This is a genomic window from Janthinobacterium sp. ROICE36 (assembly GCF_002869965.1).
In the GTDB taxonomy this organism is placed as follows: domain Bacteria; phylum Pseudomonadota; class Gammaproteobacteria; order Burkholderiales; family Burkholderiaceae_D; genus Janthinobacterium.
In genome coordinates this window covers 24496-38216 of record NZ_PEBS01000026.1, presented here as the reverse complement: position 1 = coordinate 38216, position 13721 = coordinate 24496, and the positions used below count along the sequence as shown (strand labels likewise).

15 protein-coding genes and 1 pseudogene are annotated in these 13721 nt (G+C 64.7%); 9 read left to right on the top strand and 7 right to left on the bottom strand.

Features of this window, described 5'->3' with window-relative positions:
• Positions 1-177: 177 nt before the first annotated feature.
• Positions 178-2337 (top strand): putative bifunctional diguanylate cyclase/phosphodiesterase, encoded by a 2160-nt coding sequence (locus tag CSZ94_RS12830; RefSeq protein WP_102121858.1) that lies wholly within the window; start codon positions 178-180, stop codon positions 2335-2337.
• On the opposite strand, the gene CSZ94_RS12825 is transcribed toward CSZ94_RS12830, so the two are convergent.
• Entirely contained in the window at positions 2334-3260 is a 927-nt protein-coding gene (locus tag CSZ94_RS12825; RefSeq protein WP_258000951.1) for a LysR family transcriptional regulator, read from the bottom strand. The genes CSZ94_RS12830 and CSZ94_RS12825 overlap by 4 nt on opposite strands.
• An 85-nt stretch (positions 3261-3345) precedes the next feature.
• On the opposite strand from CSZ94_RS12825, the gene CSZ94_RS12820 reads away from it, so the two are divergent.
• Positions 3346-4569 carry an MFS transporter gene (locus CSZ94_RS12820; RefSeq protein WP_219726003.1) on the top strand — a complete coding sequence of 408 codons (1224 nt, stop codon included), beginning with the start codon at positions 3346-3348 and terminating at the stop codon, positions 4567-4569.
• 12 nt (positions 4570-4581) lie between these two features.
• Here the strand turns inward: CSZ94_RS12820 and CSZ94_RS12815 are convergent, their stop codons facing one another.
• Genes CSZ94_RS12815 through CSZ94_RS12805 form a run of 3 tightly spaced genes read right to left on the bottom strand, consistent with a single transcriptional unit; the run spans position 4582 to position 6641 of the window.
• Entirely contained in the window at positions 4582-5262 is a 681-nt protein-coding gene (locus tag CSZ94_RS12815) for a hypothetical protein (RefSeq protein WP_102121855.1), read from the bottom strand.
• 5 nt (positions 5263-5267) lie between these two features.
• A complete protein-coding gene (locus tag CSZ94_RS12810) occupies positions 5268-6053 on the bottom strand; it encodes a MipA/OmpV family protein (RefSeq protein WP_102121854.1) in 786 nt (261 codons plus the stop codon).
• A gap of 9 nt (positions 6054-6062) precedes the next feature.
• Positions 6063-6641, bottom strand: a complete 579-nt coding sequence (locus tag CSZ94_RS12805) for a porin family protein (RefSeq protein WP_102121853.1) — start codon at positions 6639-6641, stop codon at positions 6063-6065.
• Positions 6642-6844: 203 nt separating this feature from the next.
• Between CSZ94_RS12805 and CSZ94_RS12800 the strand changes: the two genes are divergently transcribed.
• The gene (locus CSZ94_RS12800; RefSeq protein WP_102121852.1) at positions 6845-7522 is read left to right on the top strand and encodes a response regulator transcription factor; all 678 of its coding nucleotides are present in this window, start codon (positions 6845-6847) and stop codon (positions 7520-7522) included.
• The gene (locus CSZ94_RS12795; RefSeq protein ID WP_102121851.1) at positions 7519-8820 is read left to right on the top strand and encodes an ATP-binding protein; all 1302 of its coding nucleotides are present in this window, start codon (positions 7519-7521) and stop codon (positions 8818-8820) included. The genes CSZ94_RS12800 and CSZ94_RS12795 overlap by 4 nt, the downstream gene beginning before the upstream one ends.
• Here the strand turns inward: CSZ94_RS12795 and CSZ94_RS12790 are convergent.
• A complete protein-coding gene (locus CSZ94_RS12790) occupies positions 8807-9694 on the bottom strand; it encodes an EamA family transporter (RefSeq protein ID WP_102121850.1) in 888 nt (295 codons plus the stop codon). The two genes, CSZ94_RS12795 and CSZ94_RS12790, sit on opposite strands and share 14 nt — an antisense overlap.
• 76 nt (positions 9695-9770) lie before the next feature.
• Between CSZ94_RS12790 and CSZ94_RS12785 the strand changes: the two genes are divergently transcribed.
• From CSZ94_RS12785 to CSZ94_RS27625, 3 genes are read left to right on the top strand one after another with little or no spacing between them, the layout of a single operon-like run.
• Positions 9771-10259 (top strand): Lrp/AsnC family transcriptional regulator, encoded by a 489-nt coding sequence (locus CSZ94_RS12785; RefSeq protein WP_102121885.1) that lies wholly within the window; start codon positions 9771-9773, stop codon positions 10257-10259.
• A gap of 16 nt (positions 10260-10275) precedes the next feature.
• Positions 10276-11097, top strand: coding sequence for an APH(3')-I family aminoglycoside O-phosphotransferase (locus CSZ94_RS12780; protein WP_102121849.1), 822 nt, complete (start codon positions 10276-10278; stop codon positions 11095-11097).
• Positions 11045-11812, top strand: coding sequence for a GNAT family N-acetyltransferase (locus CSZ94_RS27625; protein WP_258000950.1), 768 nt, complete (start codon positions 11045-11047; stop codon positions 11810-11812). Before CSZ94_RS12780 ends, CSZ94_RS27625 begins: the two co-directional genes overlap by 53 nt.
• A gap of 52 nt (positions 11813-11864) precedes the next feature.
• Here CSZ94_RS27625 and CSZ94_RS12770 read toward each other — a convergent pair whose 3' ends face one another.
• The gene (locus tag CSZ94_RS12770) at positions 11865-12410 is read right to left on the bottom strand and encodes a hypothetical protein (RefSeq protein ID WP_102121847.1); all 546 of its coding nucleotides are present in this window, start codon (positions 12408-12410) and stop codon (positions 11865-11867) included.
• 99 nt (positions 12411-12509) lie between these two features.
• Between CSZ94_RS12770 and CSZ94_RS12765 the strand changes: the two genes are divergently transcribed.
• Complete coding sequence (locus CSZ94_RS12765) at positions 12510-12893, top strand: glutaredoxin domain-containing protein (RefSeq protein WP_102121846.1); 384 nt, start codon at positions 12510-12512, stop codon at positions 12891-12893.
• An 8-nt stretch (positions 12894-12901) separates the two neighbouring features.
• Here CSZ94_RS12765 and CSZ94_RS12760 read toward each other — a convergent pair whose 3' ends face one another.
• The gene (locus CSZ94_RS12760; RefSeq protein WP_092794973.1) at positions 12902-13138 is read right to left on the bottom strand and encodes a DUF3820 family protein; all 237 of its coding nucleotides are present in this window, start codon (positions 13136-13138) and stop codon (positions 12902-12904) included.
• 150 nt (positions 13139-13288) lie between these two features.
• Between CSZ94_RS12760 and CSZ94_RS12755 the strand changes: the two are divergent.
• Positions 13289-13708, top strand: a pseudogene (locus tag CSZ94_RS12755) (MFS transporter); the annotation flags it as partial.
• Positions 13709-13721 lie beyond the last annotated feature (13 nt).

The window sequence follows — 13721 nt, the reverse complement described above, 5'->3', positions numbered from 1 at the left end:
CATTCTGCGTAGGTCTTAAAATGTTGACATATGCCAACATTTTTAAGTTACCATATTCACAGTATTTCGACCGTCTTTCTGCCCCGACCTCCATGCCCCTTAGTGGGATTTTGATGATTACATACACCGCAGCGCCCCTGAAATTTTCCCTCGACCTGGCCCAAGATTGGGGTTGCCATGCTTGAGGCGAAGGTCGCGCTGTGCCTGCGCCTGGCCCAGGATGCCCGTGAACAGGCGGGGCAGCAGCAAGCTGCCACCCTGGCGCGGCTGCAGGAAGAGCTGGAGCGGCTGCGCGGCGCCAGCCGGCCAATGGTGCGCGTGGCGCCGGCCGACGCCTTGCTGGAAATCGATCCCGATGGCTTCCTGATCGGCTGGAACCATGGTGCCGAACAGATGTTCGGCTATTCCGAACTGGAAGCGCTGGGCCAGCACATCCTGTTCCTGTATCCGGAAGACGATGCGGAAGCGAGCGTGCTGGAATTGCATTTCAAGCAGGGCGACGTGGCGACCGATGTGCGCCGGCGCAAGAAATCGGGCATGGTGACGTGGTTGCGCATGCGCCGCCATGTGATCCACGACCAGGTCGGCAAGGCGTGCGGCATGGCCGTGCGCTTGTCGGCCATGAGCGAACCGCTGTCCGATGTGGACAAGGTGAGGTTGCATGCGCGCATCATCGAAGACAGCGAGCAAGCCGTGATGATCACGGACGCGGAAGAGCGCATCGTCTCCATCAACAGTTCCTTTAGCCGCATCACCGGTTATTCGCCGGCCGAAGCCATCGGCCGCACGCCGGACTTGCTGCGCTCGGGCGTGCACGACCCCGATTTCCGCGCCAAGGTGCGCGCCGCCATGCGCGGACACGGTTCCTGGCGCGGCGAAATCATCGGCAAGCGCAAGAATGGCGAACTGTTCCCGCAAGACGTCACCATCAGCGTCGTGCGCGACGAATTTGGCGAAATCAGCCATGTGTTTTCCCTGTTTTCCGATATCTCAGTGCACAAGGATGCCGAGGCGCGCATGCAGCGCATGGCCAACTACGACAGCCTGACGGGCTTGCCCAACCGCTGCCTGCTGAACCAGCTGGTCGACCAGGGCCTGGCCGAAGCGAAACGGCAGGGCACGCATGGCGCGCTGATGGTCATCGACATCAGCCGCATCGGTTCCATCAGCGATACCTTGGGCCATGAAGTGGGTGACCAGCTGGTGATCGCCATCGGTCAGCTGTTCCGTGGCGCCCTGCGCGACGCCGATATCCTGGCGCGTGTCGACAACAGCAAATTCGTCGTCGCGCTATTGCACATCGAAAAGCGCGAACACGCGGCGAATGTGGCGCAAAAGCTGCTTAACCTGCTCGAAGCACCGATCAATATCGATGGACACGCCCTGCACGTGGGCGCCAGCATCGGCATCACCGTGTATCCGGAAGATGGCCTGGAAGCGCCGGCCCTGTTCCGCTTTGCCGACGTGGCCGTGGCCAAGGCGGGGCAGGCCATCGAATCGACCTTCCTGTTTTACCGCGAAGACATGAACCGGCGTGCCAAGGAACATTTGCGTCTGGAAAGCGAAATGCGGCTGGCGCTGGGCGACAAGGAACTGGAATTGCATTACCAGCCGAAAGTGAGCCTGACCAGCGGCCGCATCGTGGGCGCGGAAGCCCTGCTGCGCTGGAAGCATCCGATGCGCGGCATGGTCTCGCCCGGCCTCTTCATTCCCGTTGCCGAGGAAACCAGTTTGATTCTGGAACTCGGCACCTGGGTGCTGGACGAGGCTTGCCGCCAGATACGCAACTGGGAAGACCGTGGCCTGCACATGCCGGCCATCGCCGTCAACCTGTCGGCGCGCCAGTTCGATGAACAGTTGCCGGCGCGCATAGCGGCCGTGCTGGAGCGCTACCAGGTGCGGCCCGACCAGATCATGCTGGAAATCACGGAAAGCCTGTTGATGCGGGGCGCCGACAAGGTGATCGACATCATGAACCAGCTGGTGGCCATGGGCCTGGCGCTGGCGCTGGACGACTTCGGCACCGGCTATTCCAGCCTGGCGTACTTGAAGAAGTTCCCCATCAGCACCCTGAAGATCGACCGCTCCTTCGTCATCGGCTTGCCGTTCGAGGAAAACGATTGCGCCATCGCCCGCGCCATCGTCACCATGGCGCAGCAGTTGCGCCAGGAAATCGTCGCCGAAGGGGTGGAAACGGCCGAGCAGATGCGCTTCCTGCGCGAACTCGGTTGCGACCAGTTGCAAGGCTATCTGTTCAGCCCGGCAGTGCCGGCGGCGGAATTCGAGGTGATGCTGGGCGAGGGGCGGCAGCTGCGCCTGGAAGCGGTGGCGGTTTAAGCGCTGCCCAGCTGCACTTTTTCCAGCAGATAATCGAGCATCACGCGCACGCGTGCCGGCACTTGCAAGCCCGGTCCCACGAAGACGGCGTGCACGAGTTCCTTGTCGCCCGGATTGTAGTCCTGCAGCAAGGGAATTAAATGACCTTGCTCGATATCGCGCTGCACATGCTGGCGCGAAAACCGTCCCAGTCCCATGCCCGCCAGCACCAGCTGGCGCATGCTTTCGCCATCGCTGACGCAGGTATTGCCTTGCGGCGCGACCTGCATGGTACCGCCGCTCCCGTGGAGGAAGGGCCAGGTTTCGTTCTGGCAGCGGAAGTTGAAGGCCAACAAATTGTGTGCGGATAATTCCTGTGGCGTGTGCGGCAGGCCGTGGCGCGCCACGTACGCCGGCGACGCCACCACGACCATCGCATCTTCGCCCAGCTTGCGCGCCACCAGGTTCGATTCCTTCAGCTTGCCCGTGCGGATGGCGATGTCGGTGCGGTCTTCCAGCAAGTCGACGATGGCGTCGCTGACGACGACGTCGAGCACGATGTCGGGATAGCGCTGGGCGAACTCGGGCAGGATGGGCAGCAGATGGTGCACGCCGAACGGCACGAAACAGTTGATGCGCAAGCGCCCGCGCGGCGCCGCGCCCTGCGCCGCTTCGCGCTCGGCGCCTTCGATATCGTCGAGGATGCGCTTGCATTGCACGAAGAAGGCGTCGCCCTCTGGCGTGTTGTGCAACTGGCGCGTGCTGCGCTGCAGCAGGCGCGCGCCGAGCCGCGTTTCCAGTCGGCTGACCAGTTTGCTGACGGCCGACGGCGTCAAGGCCAGGCGGCGCGCGGCGGCGGAAAATGCGCCCGTCTCCACCACGGCCACGAAGACGGCCATCTCGAATGAACGGTTGATGTCTTGCCGCGCCATTATTGAATCCATTTCACAGGTGTTTCCATTATTAGAGTCTATATCAAAAGTAATTCCATCGATACACTGACCGGCTTGAACCATTGTTGGAGCCGTCATGACCACCGCAAGCCCTGTTTCCCCTCAAGCCAGCAAGATGCCGCGCGGCGTGCTGGCGCTGGCCGTCGGCGCCTTTGCCATCGGCGTCACCGAATTCATCGTCGTCGGCATCTTGCCGACCATTGCCAAGGATTTGCATATTTCCATCGAATCGGCCGGCTCCCTGGTCAGCCTGTATGCGCTGGCGCTGGCCATCGGCACGCCGCTGCTGGTGCTGCTGATGTCGCGCCTTCCGCGCAAGGCGGCCTTGCTGGGGCTGATGAGCGTGTTCCTGGCCGGTAACTTGCTGGCCGCCTTGTCGCATACGTTTGCACTGTTGCTGGTGGGACGGGTCATCACGGCCGTGGCGCACGGCACCTTCTTTGCCATCGGCGCCACCGTGGCCGCCAGCCTGGTCGCCAAGGCGCAGGCGGGCAGGGCGATTTCCGTGATGTTTGCGGGATTGACTTTGGCCATGGTGATCGGCGTGCCGCTCGGCAGTTTCCTCGGCAATTTGATGGGCTGGCGTTTGCCGTTCTTTGCCGTCGTCGTGCTGGCCGCGCTGGGATTGGGCGCCATGGCGCGCTGGCTGCCGGCCGGCTTGCAGCAGGGCAAGGGCGGCAAGGCCATGACGCAGCTGGCGGCGCTCGGCAGCGGCCCCATTTTGACGATGATGGCTGTCACCACGTTCGGCTTTGGCAGCAGCTTTGCCGCGTTTACCTTCATCACGCCCATTCTGACGGAGGTGACGGGCTTTTCCGCCACCATGGCCAGCGCCTTGCTGATCGTGTTTGGTGCCGCCACCTTTGGCGGCAACCTGGCGGGCGGCTATCTGACCAGCCACCTGGGCTGGCAAAAGGCCTTGCGCCTGATGCTGCTCTTGCTGGCCGCCACGCAAGTGGGCGTGGCGCTCTGCATCAGCTCGCCATGGATGATGACGGTGATGCTGTTCGTCTGGGGCGTATTCGCCTTCGGCCTGTCGCCGGCCCTGCAAGCCGGCATGCTGGCTACGGCCGAGCGCTACACGCCGCAAGCCGTCGATTTCGCCTCCGGCTTGAACATCTCGGCCTTTAACCTGGGCATTTCCTTCGGCTCCATGCTGGGCGCGCTGCTGGTGTCGCGCCAGCTGATGGCGTCGTCGCCGTGGGCGGGCGCGGCCGCCGCCTTGCTGGCACTGCTGCCGCTGGCGTGGCTGGCGCGCCGCAACCTGGCTGACCACGTGGCGGGCGCGGGCGCGCACTGAACGCGGCCCGCCTTATTCCAGTAGGGCGGCAATCGCCAGCGGCGTGCCGCTGGTGAGGACCTGGCCTCCGTCCGGGTGCGCACTGAAACGGTAGGCGAAGATGCGGAAACCGGCCACGGCGTCGCCGGGAAACGCGGGGCCCTCCTGCGCCGCCAGCGGGAGCGCCGTGCTTTCGCCTCCCTGGTAGCGCACTTGCGCCGCATCCGTCCTCGCATACGCAAACTGCACGCCGGCGCAGCGCTTGCCGTTCGCCCCGCCCGTGGAGCGCAGGTAGGCGAGCAGCTGTTCGCAGGCGGCGCGCAGGTCGGCCGCCGCATAGACGCCATCGGGCCGCGTGACGATGGAGACCCAGGCGCTTGTGGTGATCTGCCCCGGCTTGCGGTTCCAGGTCAGCTCCGCACTGTGGTCATACGCGGCCTTGGAGAACGGGAAAACGGCGCGGCCCAGCGCATCGAGCGGCAGCGCCAGCTGCGCGCCCTTGCCGTGCAAGGTCAGGCGCAAGTCGCCCATGGATACGCTGGCGTCGCGCGGACGCAGGCGCAGATGGTTTTGCAGGAATTGCTTGGGCTTGCCGTACTTCTCGAACCAGATCATGTGGCGGTAGGCGTCGCGATACGCGGTCCAGTCGCTGCTTTCCTGTGCGCAGGCGAACGCGGGCAGCAGTGCCAGGCCGAGAAGCAGGACTTTGAGCATGGCGCTTAAAACCGGTAACCGAGTCCGCTGGACCAGGTGATGACGTTGCGCCGTTCGATGAAGGGGCTGTGGGCCGGCCCGCTGCCCAGCCGCGTGCCCGTCACGGCGCTGTTGAGCAGCCACTTGCTGCTCAGGGCCCAGTTCCAGTGGATAGCCGCGTCGATGCAGGTGACGCCGCCGGCCGGGCGGTAGTCGCGCGCGCCGCCGGCGGTGAAGCTGACGGCGTACCGCTCGTCCATCACGGCGCCGCTGGCCAGCGAGACGCCGGCCGATAAGATCGCCGTATGATGGGCCGCCAGCGATGGCAGGGTCTTTTGCACGGCGAGCTGTGCGCGCCAGCCGTGCGCACTCGTGTCGTACATCAGGTTCGACGTGACGCGCGCCGCGTCGCCCAGGTAATAGCCATAAAAGCCGCCCACATCGGGCGAGCCCTTGATGCGCCGCGTGCCGCGCAGGCGCCAGCCATCTTCCGGATCGCGCGCATTGCTGGCGGCCAGCAACGGGCCGTATTCCACGCCCGGCGTGGCCGACAGGTGCATGCCCGCCACGCCGCTGGCCGAGACGAACACGCCGTTGCTCCACTGGACTTGCAGCAGCGGCCGCAGGACGGCGGTGCGCGGTGCGCCATCATCCGTCGCGGAACTGCCCGTGACAGCCGCTCCCACGTACATATCCCTGCTCCCGTCGGGCATCATCAGGGTGCTGGTGCCGCTGGCTGCCTCGGCCAGTGCCGGAACGCCGGCGGCCAGCAGCAACAGCAGGGGAGAAAAACGGGGAGCGAACTTGTTCATGCCATCCTTTTAAAAGCCGACGCGGACACCGAGCGCCAGACGGTTCATCGTGCTATCGAGTCCTTCGTATTTGACTTTCGGGGCGTGCTCCCATTCGAGCTGCAGCGCCACGTCCTTGCTGATCTGATAGGCCACTCCCACGCTGGCGTACAGGCCGGTATTGTTCGCCGATTCACGGGGCGGCGCATTCTTGCCGTCGGTGGTGAATTCGACGCGGCTGCGCGCCACGCCGGCCTTGCCGAACAGCGACCAGTTCTCGTCCAGGCGCCACGTGCCGCGCGCCGCCAGGTAGGCGGCGCTGGCGCGCACCTTGAGCTGGTAGCCGGGAGCGAGGTCGAAACTGGTCGCGCCGCCGCTGGCGCGGTAGCCGCCCTCCAGGGCCCAGGCCGGCGCCAGCTCGTAGCCCGCAAAGACGCCGAACGGCACCGCCTTGCCGCTGGCGCCGCGCTGGCTCGTCGCGCCGCCAGCCGCATACTGGATCTTGCCGTCGCTGGACGGGCTGACGTTGGCGCCCACGTACAGGCCTTCGGCGTGGACGATCGAGGTGGCGGCGACGGCGAGCAGGGTGCTGCATACAAATTTTTTCATGTTCGGATTCCGGTTGAGGTAAGAGCCATGAATGTTAGGCAAACATCGTCCCGGAATCCGCCTGTGTTTGTCCTTGAATTGTCCGCAATTTGTAGGCCGCATTTGTATGAAAAGTGTACAAATGTGTACTTGATTGTCGAATGTGCCACTTTCGCGCCGCGCTCCACTACAATACGCCACAAAATTGGCGGCGCGGAGGAGCGATGCAAGGTGTCATGCTGGTGGAAGACGATGCGCGGCTGGCCGCGCTGGTCAAGGAATATCTGGAACAATATGACTATGCGGTCGACGTCGTCACGCGCGGCGACCAGGCCCTGGCGCGCTTCCGCGACCTCCAGCCTGATCTGGTCATACTCGACCTGACCTTGCCCGGCGTCGATGGCCTGGTGGTGTGCCGCCAGTTGCGCCAGCTCAGCGCCGTGCCCATCCTGATACTCACCGCGCGCGAAGACTCCTTCGACGAAGTCTCGGGCCTGGAGCAGGGCGCCGACGATTACGTGAACAAGCCGGTCCAGCCGCGCGTGCTGCTGGCCCGCCTGCGCGCACTGCAGCGGCGCGGCAGCGCGGCGGCCGGCAGCGACATCGTCATCGGCCAGCTGCGCGTGTCGCGCGAGAACCGCGCCGTGCACTGGCGCGGGCAGGAAATCGCCATGAACAGTGCTGAATTCAAGCTGTTCGCCATCCTGGCCGACGCCGCGGGCAAGGTCATGTCGCGCAACGACATCCTCGTCAAGATGCGCGGCATCGAATTCGATGGCCTCGACCGCAGCATCGACAACTGCATCTCGCGCCTGCGCCGCAAGTTCGACGACGGCGCCGCCGAGCGCATCAAGACGGTGTGGGGCGAAGGCTATCTGCTCACGCCCTCCGCCTGGGAATGAGCCGTCTATTCTGGCGTTTCGCACTGCTGGTGGTGCTGGCCATCGCGCTGGCCAGCTGCGTCATTTACTTCACTTTCAGCCTCCTGTTCGGCGATCCGATCGAGCATATTGCGCGCGACCAGGCCGCCGGCCAGATCTTCCTGCTGGAGCAGTACATCGACCAGGCGCCCGCCGATGAATGGCTGCCGCGCCTGAACAAGGTGCGCGAAGTGTCGGACGTCACGCTGGAGCTGCAGCCCTTGTCCACTGTGCTGGCGGCGCTGCCGGCCGCCCGGCGCGCGCCGCTGCTGCAAGGCGCCGTGGTGATGGATGTGGGCGGCAAGGGCTTTTACCGCCGCGTGGACGGCACGGGCGCGCGCTATGCCGGCAGCGAGGACGACGTGATCCACGCGCAGAACCTGCCCATCGACGTCGGCCAGGCGCTGCGCATGGAAACGATCCGTTTCGCCGTCATCGCCCTATGCCTGCTGCTGCCGCTCGGGTGGTGGACGCGCGCGCACGGCCGCAGCCTGGCGGCGCTGTCGCGCATGGCCGACGATTTCGGACGGGGCGACCTGGCGGCGCGGGCGCAGGTCAGCCCCGCATCGAGCATCGCGCCGCTGGCGGGCCGCATCAACGAGATGGCTGAGCGCATCGGCTCCCTGCTGGAGGCGCGCCGGCATTTGCTGCTGTCGGTGTCGCACGAGCTGCGCACGCCGATCGCGCGGCTGGAATTCGGCTTGGCGCTGCTGGCCGAACGGCATGCAGGTCATGACCCTGCCATGCGGCGGCGCATCGACGTCATGGGCGTGGATGTCGAAGAATTGAAGACGCTGGTCAACGAGCTGCTGGGCTTGATGCAGCTTGATCATGCGCAAGTCTTGCCGGGCCAGCCGTTCACCCTGGCGCCGCTGCTGCGCGCCTGCATGGCGGCGCATTTGCCGCAGCAAGTGGACGCCGGCATCGCCGACGACCTGGGCGAACTGCGCGGCGATCCCCGTTTGCTGGCGCGCGCCATCGGCAACCTGCTCGGTAATGCCGCCAAGTATGCCGTCGCGCGCATCGCGCTGTCGGCCACGCGTGACGGCGAGGCGTTGCGCATCGTCATCGAGGATGACGGCCCCGGCATTCCTGCCGACCAGCGCGTACAGGTGTTCGCCCCGTTCTACCGCCTGGCCCGCGAGCAGGACCATGCGGCCGCCGGCCATGGCCTGGGACTGGCCATCGCCGCCCGGGCTGTCGCGCTGCACGGCGGCGCCATCACCATCGACGACTCGCCGCTGGGCGGCGCGCGCTTCACGATTTCTATTCGGGCCTGAGCGCCGGCGCACCGCGTTTCTGGCGCTGCGCCATGTAGGAACTGCCCATCGACGCGGCCATGATCATGGCGATGGCCAGCCACTGCGCGGCACCCAGCCGTTCATCGAGCAGGATGAAGGCCAGCATGGCGGCGACGGCAGGTTCCATGCTGCTCATGATGCCGAACGCTTGCGGCGTCAGCCGTTTCAGGGCCACCATTTCCAGCGAAATCGGTATCGCGCTGGAAATCAAGGCCACGCCCAGGCCCACGGCCAGCACGACGGGCGAAAGCAGGGCGGCGCCGCTATGCATCAGGCCCACGGGCACCACCACCAGCGCGGCCATCGCCAGGCCCAGCGACACCGAATGGCCTGCATGCAAATGGCTGGCGCGCTTGCCGAAGATAATATAGGTAGCCCAGCAGACGGCGGCGGCCAGGGCGAACAGCACGCCGGTGGGGTCCAGATTGCTGATGTCGTGGCCGAGCGGCAGCAGCAGCGCCAGTCCCGCCACGGCCAAGGCCACCCAGACGAAGTCGAGCGGACGGCGCGAGGCCAGCAGCGCCACGGCCAGCGGGCCGGAAAACTCGATCGCCACGGCGATGCCGAAAGGAATCGTGCGCAAGGCCATGTAGAAACACAGGTTCGTCAAGCCCAGCGCGGCGCCGTACAGGGCCACCATGCGCAGGTCGGCGCGGCTCAGCTGCCAGCGCCACGGCCGCCAGAACAGCAACAGCAACAGGGCGGAAAAGCCCACGCGCACGGCCGTCGTGCCCTGTGCACCGACCAGCGGGAACAGGCTATGCTTGGCCCACGACGTGCCCAGTCCCAGGCAGGTGACGGAGCCCAGGATGGCCAGCAAGGGGATAAAAGAAGAGTAACGGTGCTGTGGCATGGCGAGTATGACTTGATATCGGAAGCATGAAAGTTTATTGTGTCTGCTCCGATATTTGCACTGTATTTTGATCATCATGACGCAACTTTCGCTCACGCCTTCCCTCACCCTCGATGCCTTCGACCTGGCGATCCTGGACATCTTGCAGCGAGACAATACGACCTCGCAGCGCGAAATCGCCCACGCCGTGCATTTGTCCGCACCGGCCGTGCAGCGACGCATCCGCCGCCTGCGCGAAAGCGGCGTGATCCGTCATGAAGTGGCCGTGCTCGACGCGAATCGCCTGGGCCGCCCCCTGATACTGACGGTGGAAGTGCACCTGCACGACGAGCATCCGCTGCGCACGGCCGGCCTGCGCGCGCGCATCATGGCCGAGCCTGCCATCCAGCAATGCTATGGCATCACGGGCGAGGCCGATTACCTGCTGATCATTACCGCCAGCAGCATGGCCGAATACGAGGCGCTGACGGAACGTTTGTTCGGCGGCGACGACAATATCCGGCGCTACCGCACTTCGGTGGCCTTGACTTGCCTCAAGATGGGCTTGCACGTGCCGCTGGGATAGGCCACAGTCCAGGCAAATGACGATCTCCGAAAAGAAACAAGCCGCCGTGATGGCCACCATGCCCGCCCACATGCGCGCCGCACTGGCAGCGTATGCGTGGGCGAGCGACAGCGTCGGAGCGTCGGACGCCGCCGTCTACCGGCTGCAGGGCAGGGCCGCTGCGCCGGACTTGTACCTGAAGCACGGCAGGGGTAGCGCCGCCGCCGACCTCGCCGATGAAATGGCGCGCCTGCGCTGGCTGGCGCCATACCTTCCCGTGCCGGCCGTGGTGCAGTTCGCCCGCCGGGCAGACCCGGACCAGGCATGGCTGCTGCTGACTGCGCTGCCTGGCACGACGGCGTCCGCGGTGCTGGAAGCGCACCCCGCGCTGGGCCCCGTCGTGGTCGACGCGCTGGCGGCCTTCCTGCGCCGCTTGCATGCGCTGCCGGTGGCTACCTGTCCGTTCGACGCCGGCCATGCTGTTCGGCTGGCCCAGGCACGCCAGCGCATCGATGCGGGCCTGGTCGATGCTGACGATTTCGATGCCGGGCGGGAAGGCTGGACGGCACAGCAGGTGTGGGCGGCGCTGCAGGATTGCCTGCCCCTGGTGCCCGAGCTCGCCGTGACGCATGGCGATTTTTCGCTGGAGAATATCCTCCTGCAGGAAGGCGCCGTCGTCGGCTGCATCGACGTGGGACGGGCCGGCGTTGCCGACCGCTACCAGGACCTGGCCATCGTCTGGCGTAGTCTCGGTGAGTTGGATGCCGCGCTACAGCAAAGGTTTGTGCAGCAATATGGGATCCTTGATGCCGATCAAGGCAAGCTGCAATTTTATTTGCTGCTCGACGAACTGTTCTGAATGGGGGCCGGCGGGTAGCCGCCGGCTGCACGCTGGCATCAGCAGCAGGGACGACTGTGGGAGCCTGGCGATGGAGGAGCAAGGAAATGCGCATCTGCTTGAGCCCGGCCTTCTTGCTGCCTGGCTGACGGCACGTTCCATGGCACGTGGTTTGGCGCTACCCGTGCCCGATCATGGCGGCTGGCGCGTCGAGACGGGCTTGCCGGGGGAAATCCGGCGCTACGTTTTTCCAGGGCCTGCTCCAGGCATTAGCGCGTTGGCAGCCTCGATTCACGGTCCGCATATCTTCATCAAGATGTGTGGTTCGGGGGAGCAATTGCTCCGTCTCTTGCCGCCTCGGTGGCAATTGCTGCCTGGCGGCTTTTTCATGACCCAGGAAGGCAGTCTGCATGCACCAGCCTTGCCGGCCGGCTACCGGCTGGAAGTGGCAACGTCACAGGCCATCACGATGGCGCGGATTGTCACCGGCGAGGGCACTGTTGCCGCCAGCGGCCACGCCGTGGAACATGCCCGCGTCTTTGTTTTTGACCGCATTGTCACCGAAGCCGCGCACCGGCGCCGGGGGCTGGGGCGAGTATTGATCGCCGCGCTGGCGGCCAGGCAGAGATCAGGCAGCGCGCGCCGGGTGCTGGTGGCAACCGAGGATGGCTTGAAACTGTATGCAAGCCTGGGCTGGCAGGTCCAATCACCGTATTCGACGGCCACGATGACTTGAGGTGGCGATAGCGTACTTGCGCAGGGCGGAAGGCGGGCGGCCATGTTACGGCTTACGGCTCATCGCGCTCGGCATCGCGTTCCCGGCAGCTCAATGCCGCGTAATGGCCCTTGGGCAGCCGGGTCTTGATGACCACCTTGTTCAGTTCATGCCGGATATCGACAGGGTCGCGCAAGGTGCAGCGCTGGGCACGGGCGAACGCTTGCAGCTTCTGCGTCTTACCGCGCACCCTGACCATCACGCCGGCGCCGGGGTTGACGCAGCAGCCGATGTATTGCGGGATGTATTCTTCCTCGATGCGCACCAGTTCATGCCCCATGAAGCTGGCCGGTTTTTTCAGCAGGTAGTAATCGGTGCAGTCGGCGCGCTGGTCGGGGTGCTTGCCGATGTAGCCTTCGCGCATGTCGGCCCGGATGGCCTTGCCCGAGGTACCGACTCTGTCCGTCGTGCCCTTTTTCAGGTGCAGCGCATGGAGCAAGCCCGTTTCGAGTCCAGGATTGGCAGCGGCGTGGGCGCTGGTGCAACTGGCGGCGAGCAGAAGCGAAGCGATCAGGCGGCGGGTGTGGCGATACTGGAACAGGGGCGTGATTCCTTGCATTTATTTCACGCAAAGAGGCGAAGAAGCGCAGTGAAGCGCACGCCAGCCTGTGCGCGTGGCACAATGCGTGATCCGCATGCCACTCACCCTAGGACTTTCATGACCCGCGCCATCCTTGACGAAGCCCAGATTCATCCCGCCGCTCGCCCTTTGATCGGCAGCAAGCACCAGGACATCGTACGCGAAGTGCAGGCTGCCATCGCCGCGCACCAGGTGGTGGTGGTCGGCATGGCGCTCAATCCGTTTCCGCGAAAGGCGCGCAAGATCCTCGACGTGCTGGGCACGCCCTACCAGTACCTGCAATACGGCAGCTATCTGAACCAGTGGCATCGCCGCAATGCCTTGAAAATGTGGACGGGCTGGCCGACTTTCCCCCTGGTCTTTGTCAATGGCGTGCTCATTGGCGGCGCCAGCGAGCTGCAAAAACTGGTGGAAAATGGCGAGTTCAGCGCCATGCTGGCGAAGAAGGTGCGCCAGTTTTAAGACCTGGCTTATTCCCCCGGCCGCCACGGCGATTTGCGCGTGCGCAAGGGGTCGAGCAAGCCGCGTAAATCATTGTGGTCGAGCTCGTACATCAGCGCGATCAAGCTGCCCAGTTCGCCCGAGGGAAAGCCCTCGCGCGCGAACCAGCCCAGATAGTGTCCCGGCAAGTCGGCCAGCAAGCGTCCCTGATATTTCCCATATGGCATTTCGCGTGTGAGCAGCAGCGCCAGTTTTTCTGAATTCATGCAACAGCTCCGGTTTTGATCGGGCCAGTGTAGCAGATTGCTATATTATTGATTCAGGCGCAAGTATCTTCTGCCCGATGAGGTATTTTTCGCTACAAAGAAAACCCCGATACTGCATGACTACATCTTTTATCGGAGTTTGTCATGCCCATTGCCCCGCTCGCGCTGACCCTCAGCGCATCTGCCATCATGTTTACGGGCTTGAGCGTGGCCCTGGTGACGGGCGTGCCGCTGGGCACCTTCATCGGCCAGCATTTCGGCTGGCGCGAAACTTTCCTCGCCGTCCAGGCCCCGGGCCTGGTGGCGTTCATCGGCAGTCTGCTGTAGGTGCCATCGAATATTGCCCACAGCAAGCCTGCCTCCTTGTTGCAGCAAGTACAGGTGCTGGCCCAGCCGCGCCTGCTGCTGGTGTATGGCGTCTCCGTGGCCTTCGGTAACGTTGCCGGTCTGCAAGTGTATGTGGTGCAGCAAGCGGAGCACTTTATGCCGCGCGCCGTCAACGTGGCCTCGGGCCTGAATATCGCCGCCTGCAATCTGGGCATCGCCGGAGGCGCCTGGGGCGCCGGCCTGGACCGGCGCTATC

Excerpts from the sequence above, each read along its gene's own strand:
- CSZ94_RS12765 (WP_102121846.1), top strand. The coding sequence starts at position 12,510 with ATGACCCGCGCCATCCTTGACGAAGCCCAGATTCATCCCGCCGCTCGC.
- CSZ94_RS12830 (WP_102121858.1), top strand. The coding sequence starts at position 178 with ATGCTTGAGGCGAAGGTCGCGCTGTGCCTGCGCCTGGCCCAGGATGCC.
- CSZ94_RS12825 (WP_258000951.1), bottom strand. The coding sequence starts at position 3,260 with ATGGATTCAATAATGGCGCGGCAAGACATCAACCGTTCATTCGAGATG.
- CSZ94_RS12780 (WP_102121849.1), top strand. The coding sequence starts at position 10,276 with ATGACGATCTCCGAAAAGAAACAAGCCGCCGTGATGGCCACCATGCCC.
- CSZ94_RS12795 (WP_102121851.1), top strand. The coding sequence starts at position 7,519 with ATGAGCCGTCTATTCTGGCGTTTCGCACTGCTGGTGGTGCTGGCCATC.
- CSZ94_RS12770 (WP_102121847.1), bottom strand. The coding sequence starts at position 12,410 with ATGCAAGGAATCACGCCCCTGTTCCAGTATCGCCACACCCGCCGCCTG.
- CSZ94_RS12790 (WP_102121850.1), bottom strand. The coding sequence starts at position 9,694 with ATGCCACAGCACCGTTACTCTTCTTTTATCCCCTTGCTGGCCATCCTG.
- CSZ94_RS12820 (WP_219726003.1), top strand. The coding sequence starts at position 3,346 with ATGACCACCGCAAGCCCTGTTTCCCCTCAAGCCAGCAAGATGCCGCGC.
- CSZ94_RS12800 (WP_102121852.1), top strand. The coding sequence starts at position 6,845 with ATGCAAGGTGTCATGCTGGTGGAAGACGATGCGCGGCTGGCCGCGCTG.
- CSZ94_RS12760 (WP_092794973.1), bottom strand. The coding sequence starts at position 13,138 with ATGAATTCAGAAAAACTGGCGCTGCTGCTCACACGCGAAATGCCATAT.
- CSZ94_RS12810 (WP_102121854.1), bottom strand. The coding sequence starts at position 6,053 with ATGAACAAGTTCGCTCCCCGTTTTTCTCCCCTGCTGTTGCTGCTGGCC.
- CSZ94_RS12785 (WP_102121885.1), top strand. The coding sequence starts at position 9,771 with ATGACGCAACTTTCGCTCACGCCTTCCCTCACCCTCGATGCCTTCGAC.
- CSZ94_RS27625 (WP_258000950.1), top strand. The coding sequence starts at position 11,045 with ATGCCGATCAAGGCAAGCTGCAATTTTATTTGCTGCTCGACGAACTGT.
- CSZ94_RS12815 (WP_102121855.1), bottom strand. The coding sequence starts at position 5,262 with ATGCTCAAAGTCCTGCTTCTCGGCCTGGCACTGCTGCCCGCGTTCGCC.
- CSZ94_RS12805 (WP_102121853.1), bottom strand. The coding sequence starts at position 6,641 with ATGAAAAAATTTGTATGCAGCACCCTGCTCGCCGTCGCCGCCACCTCG.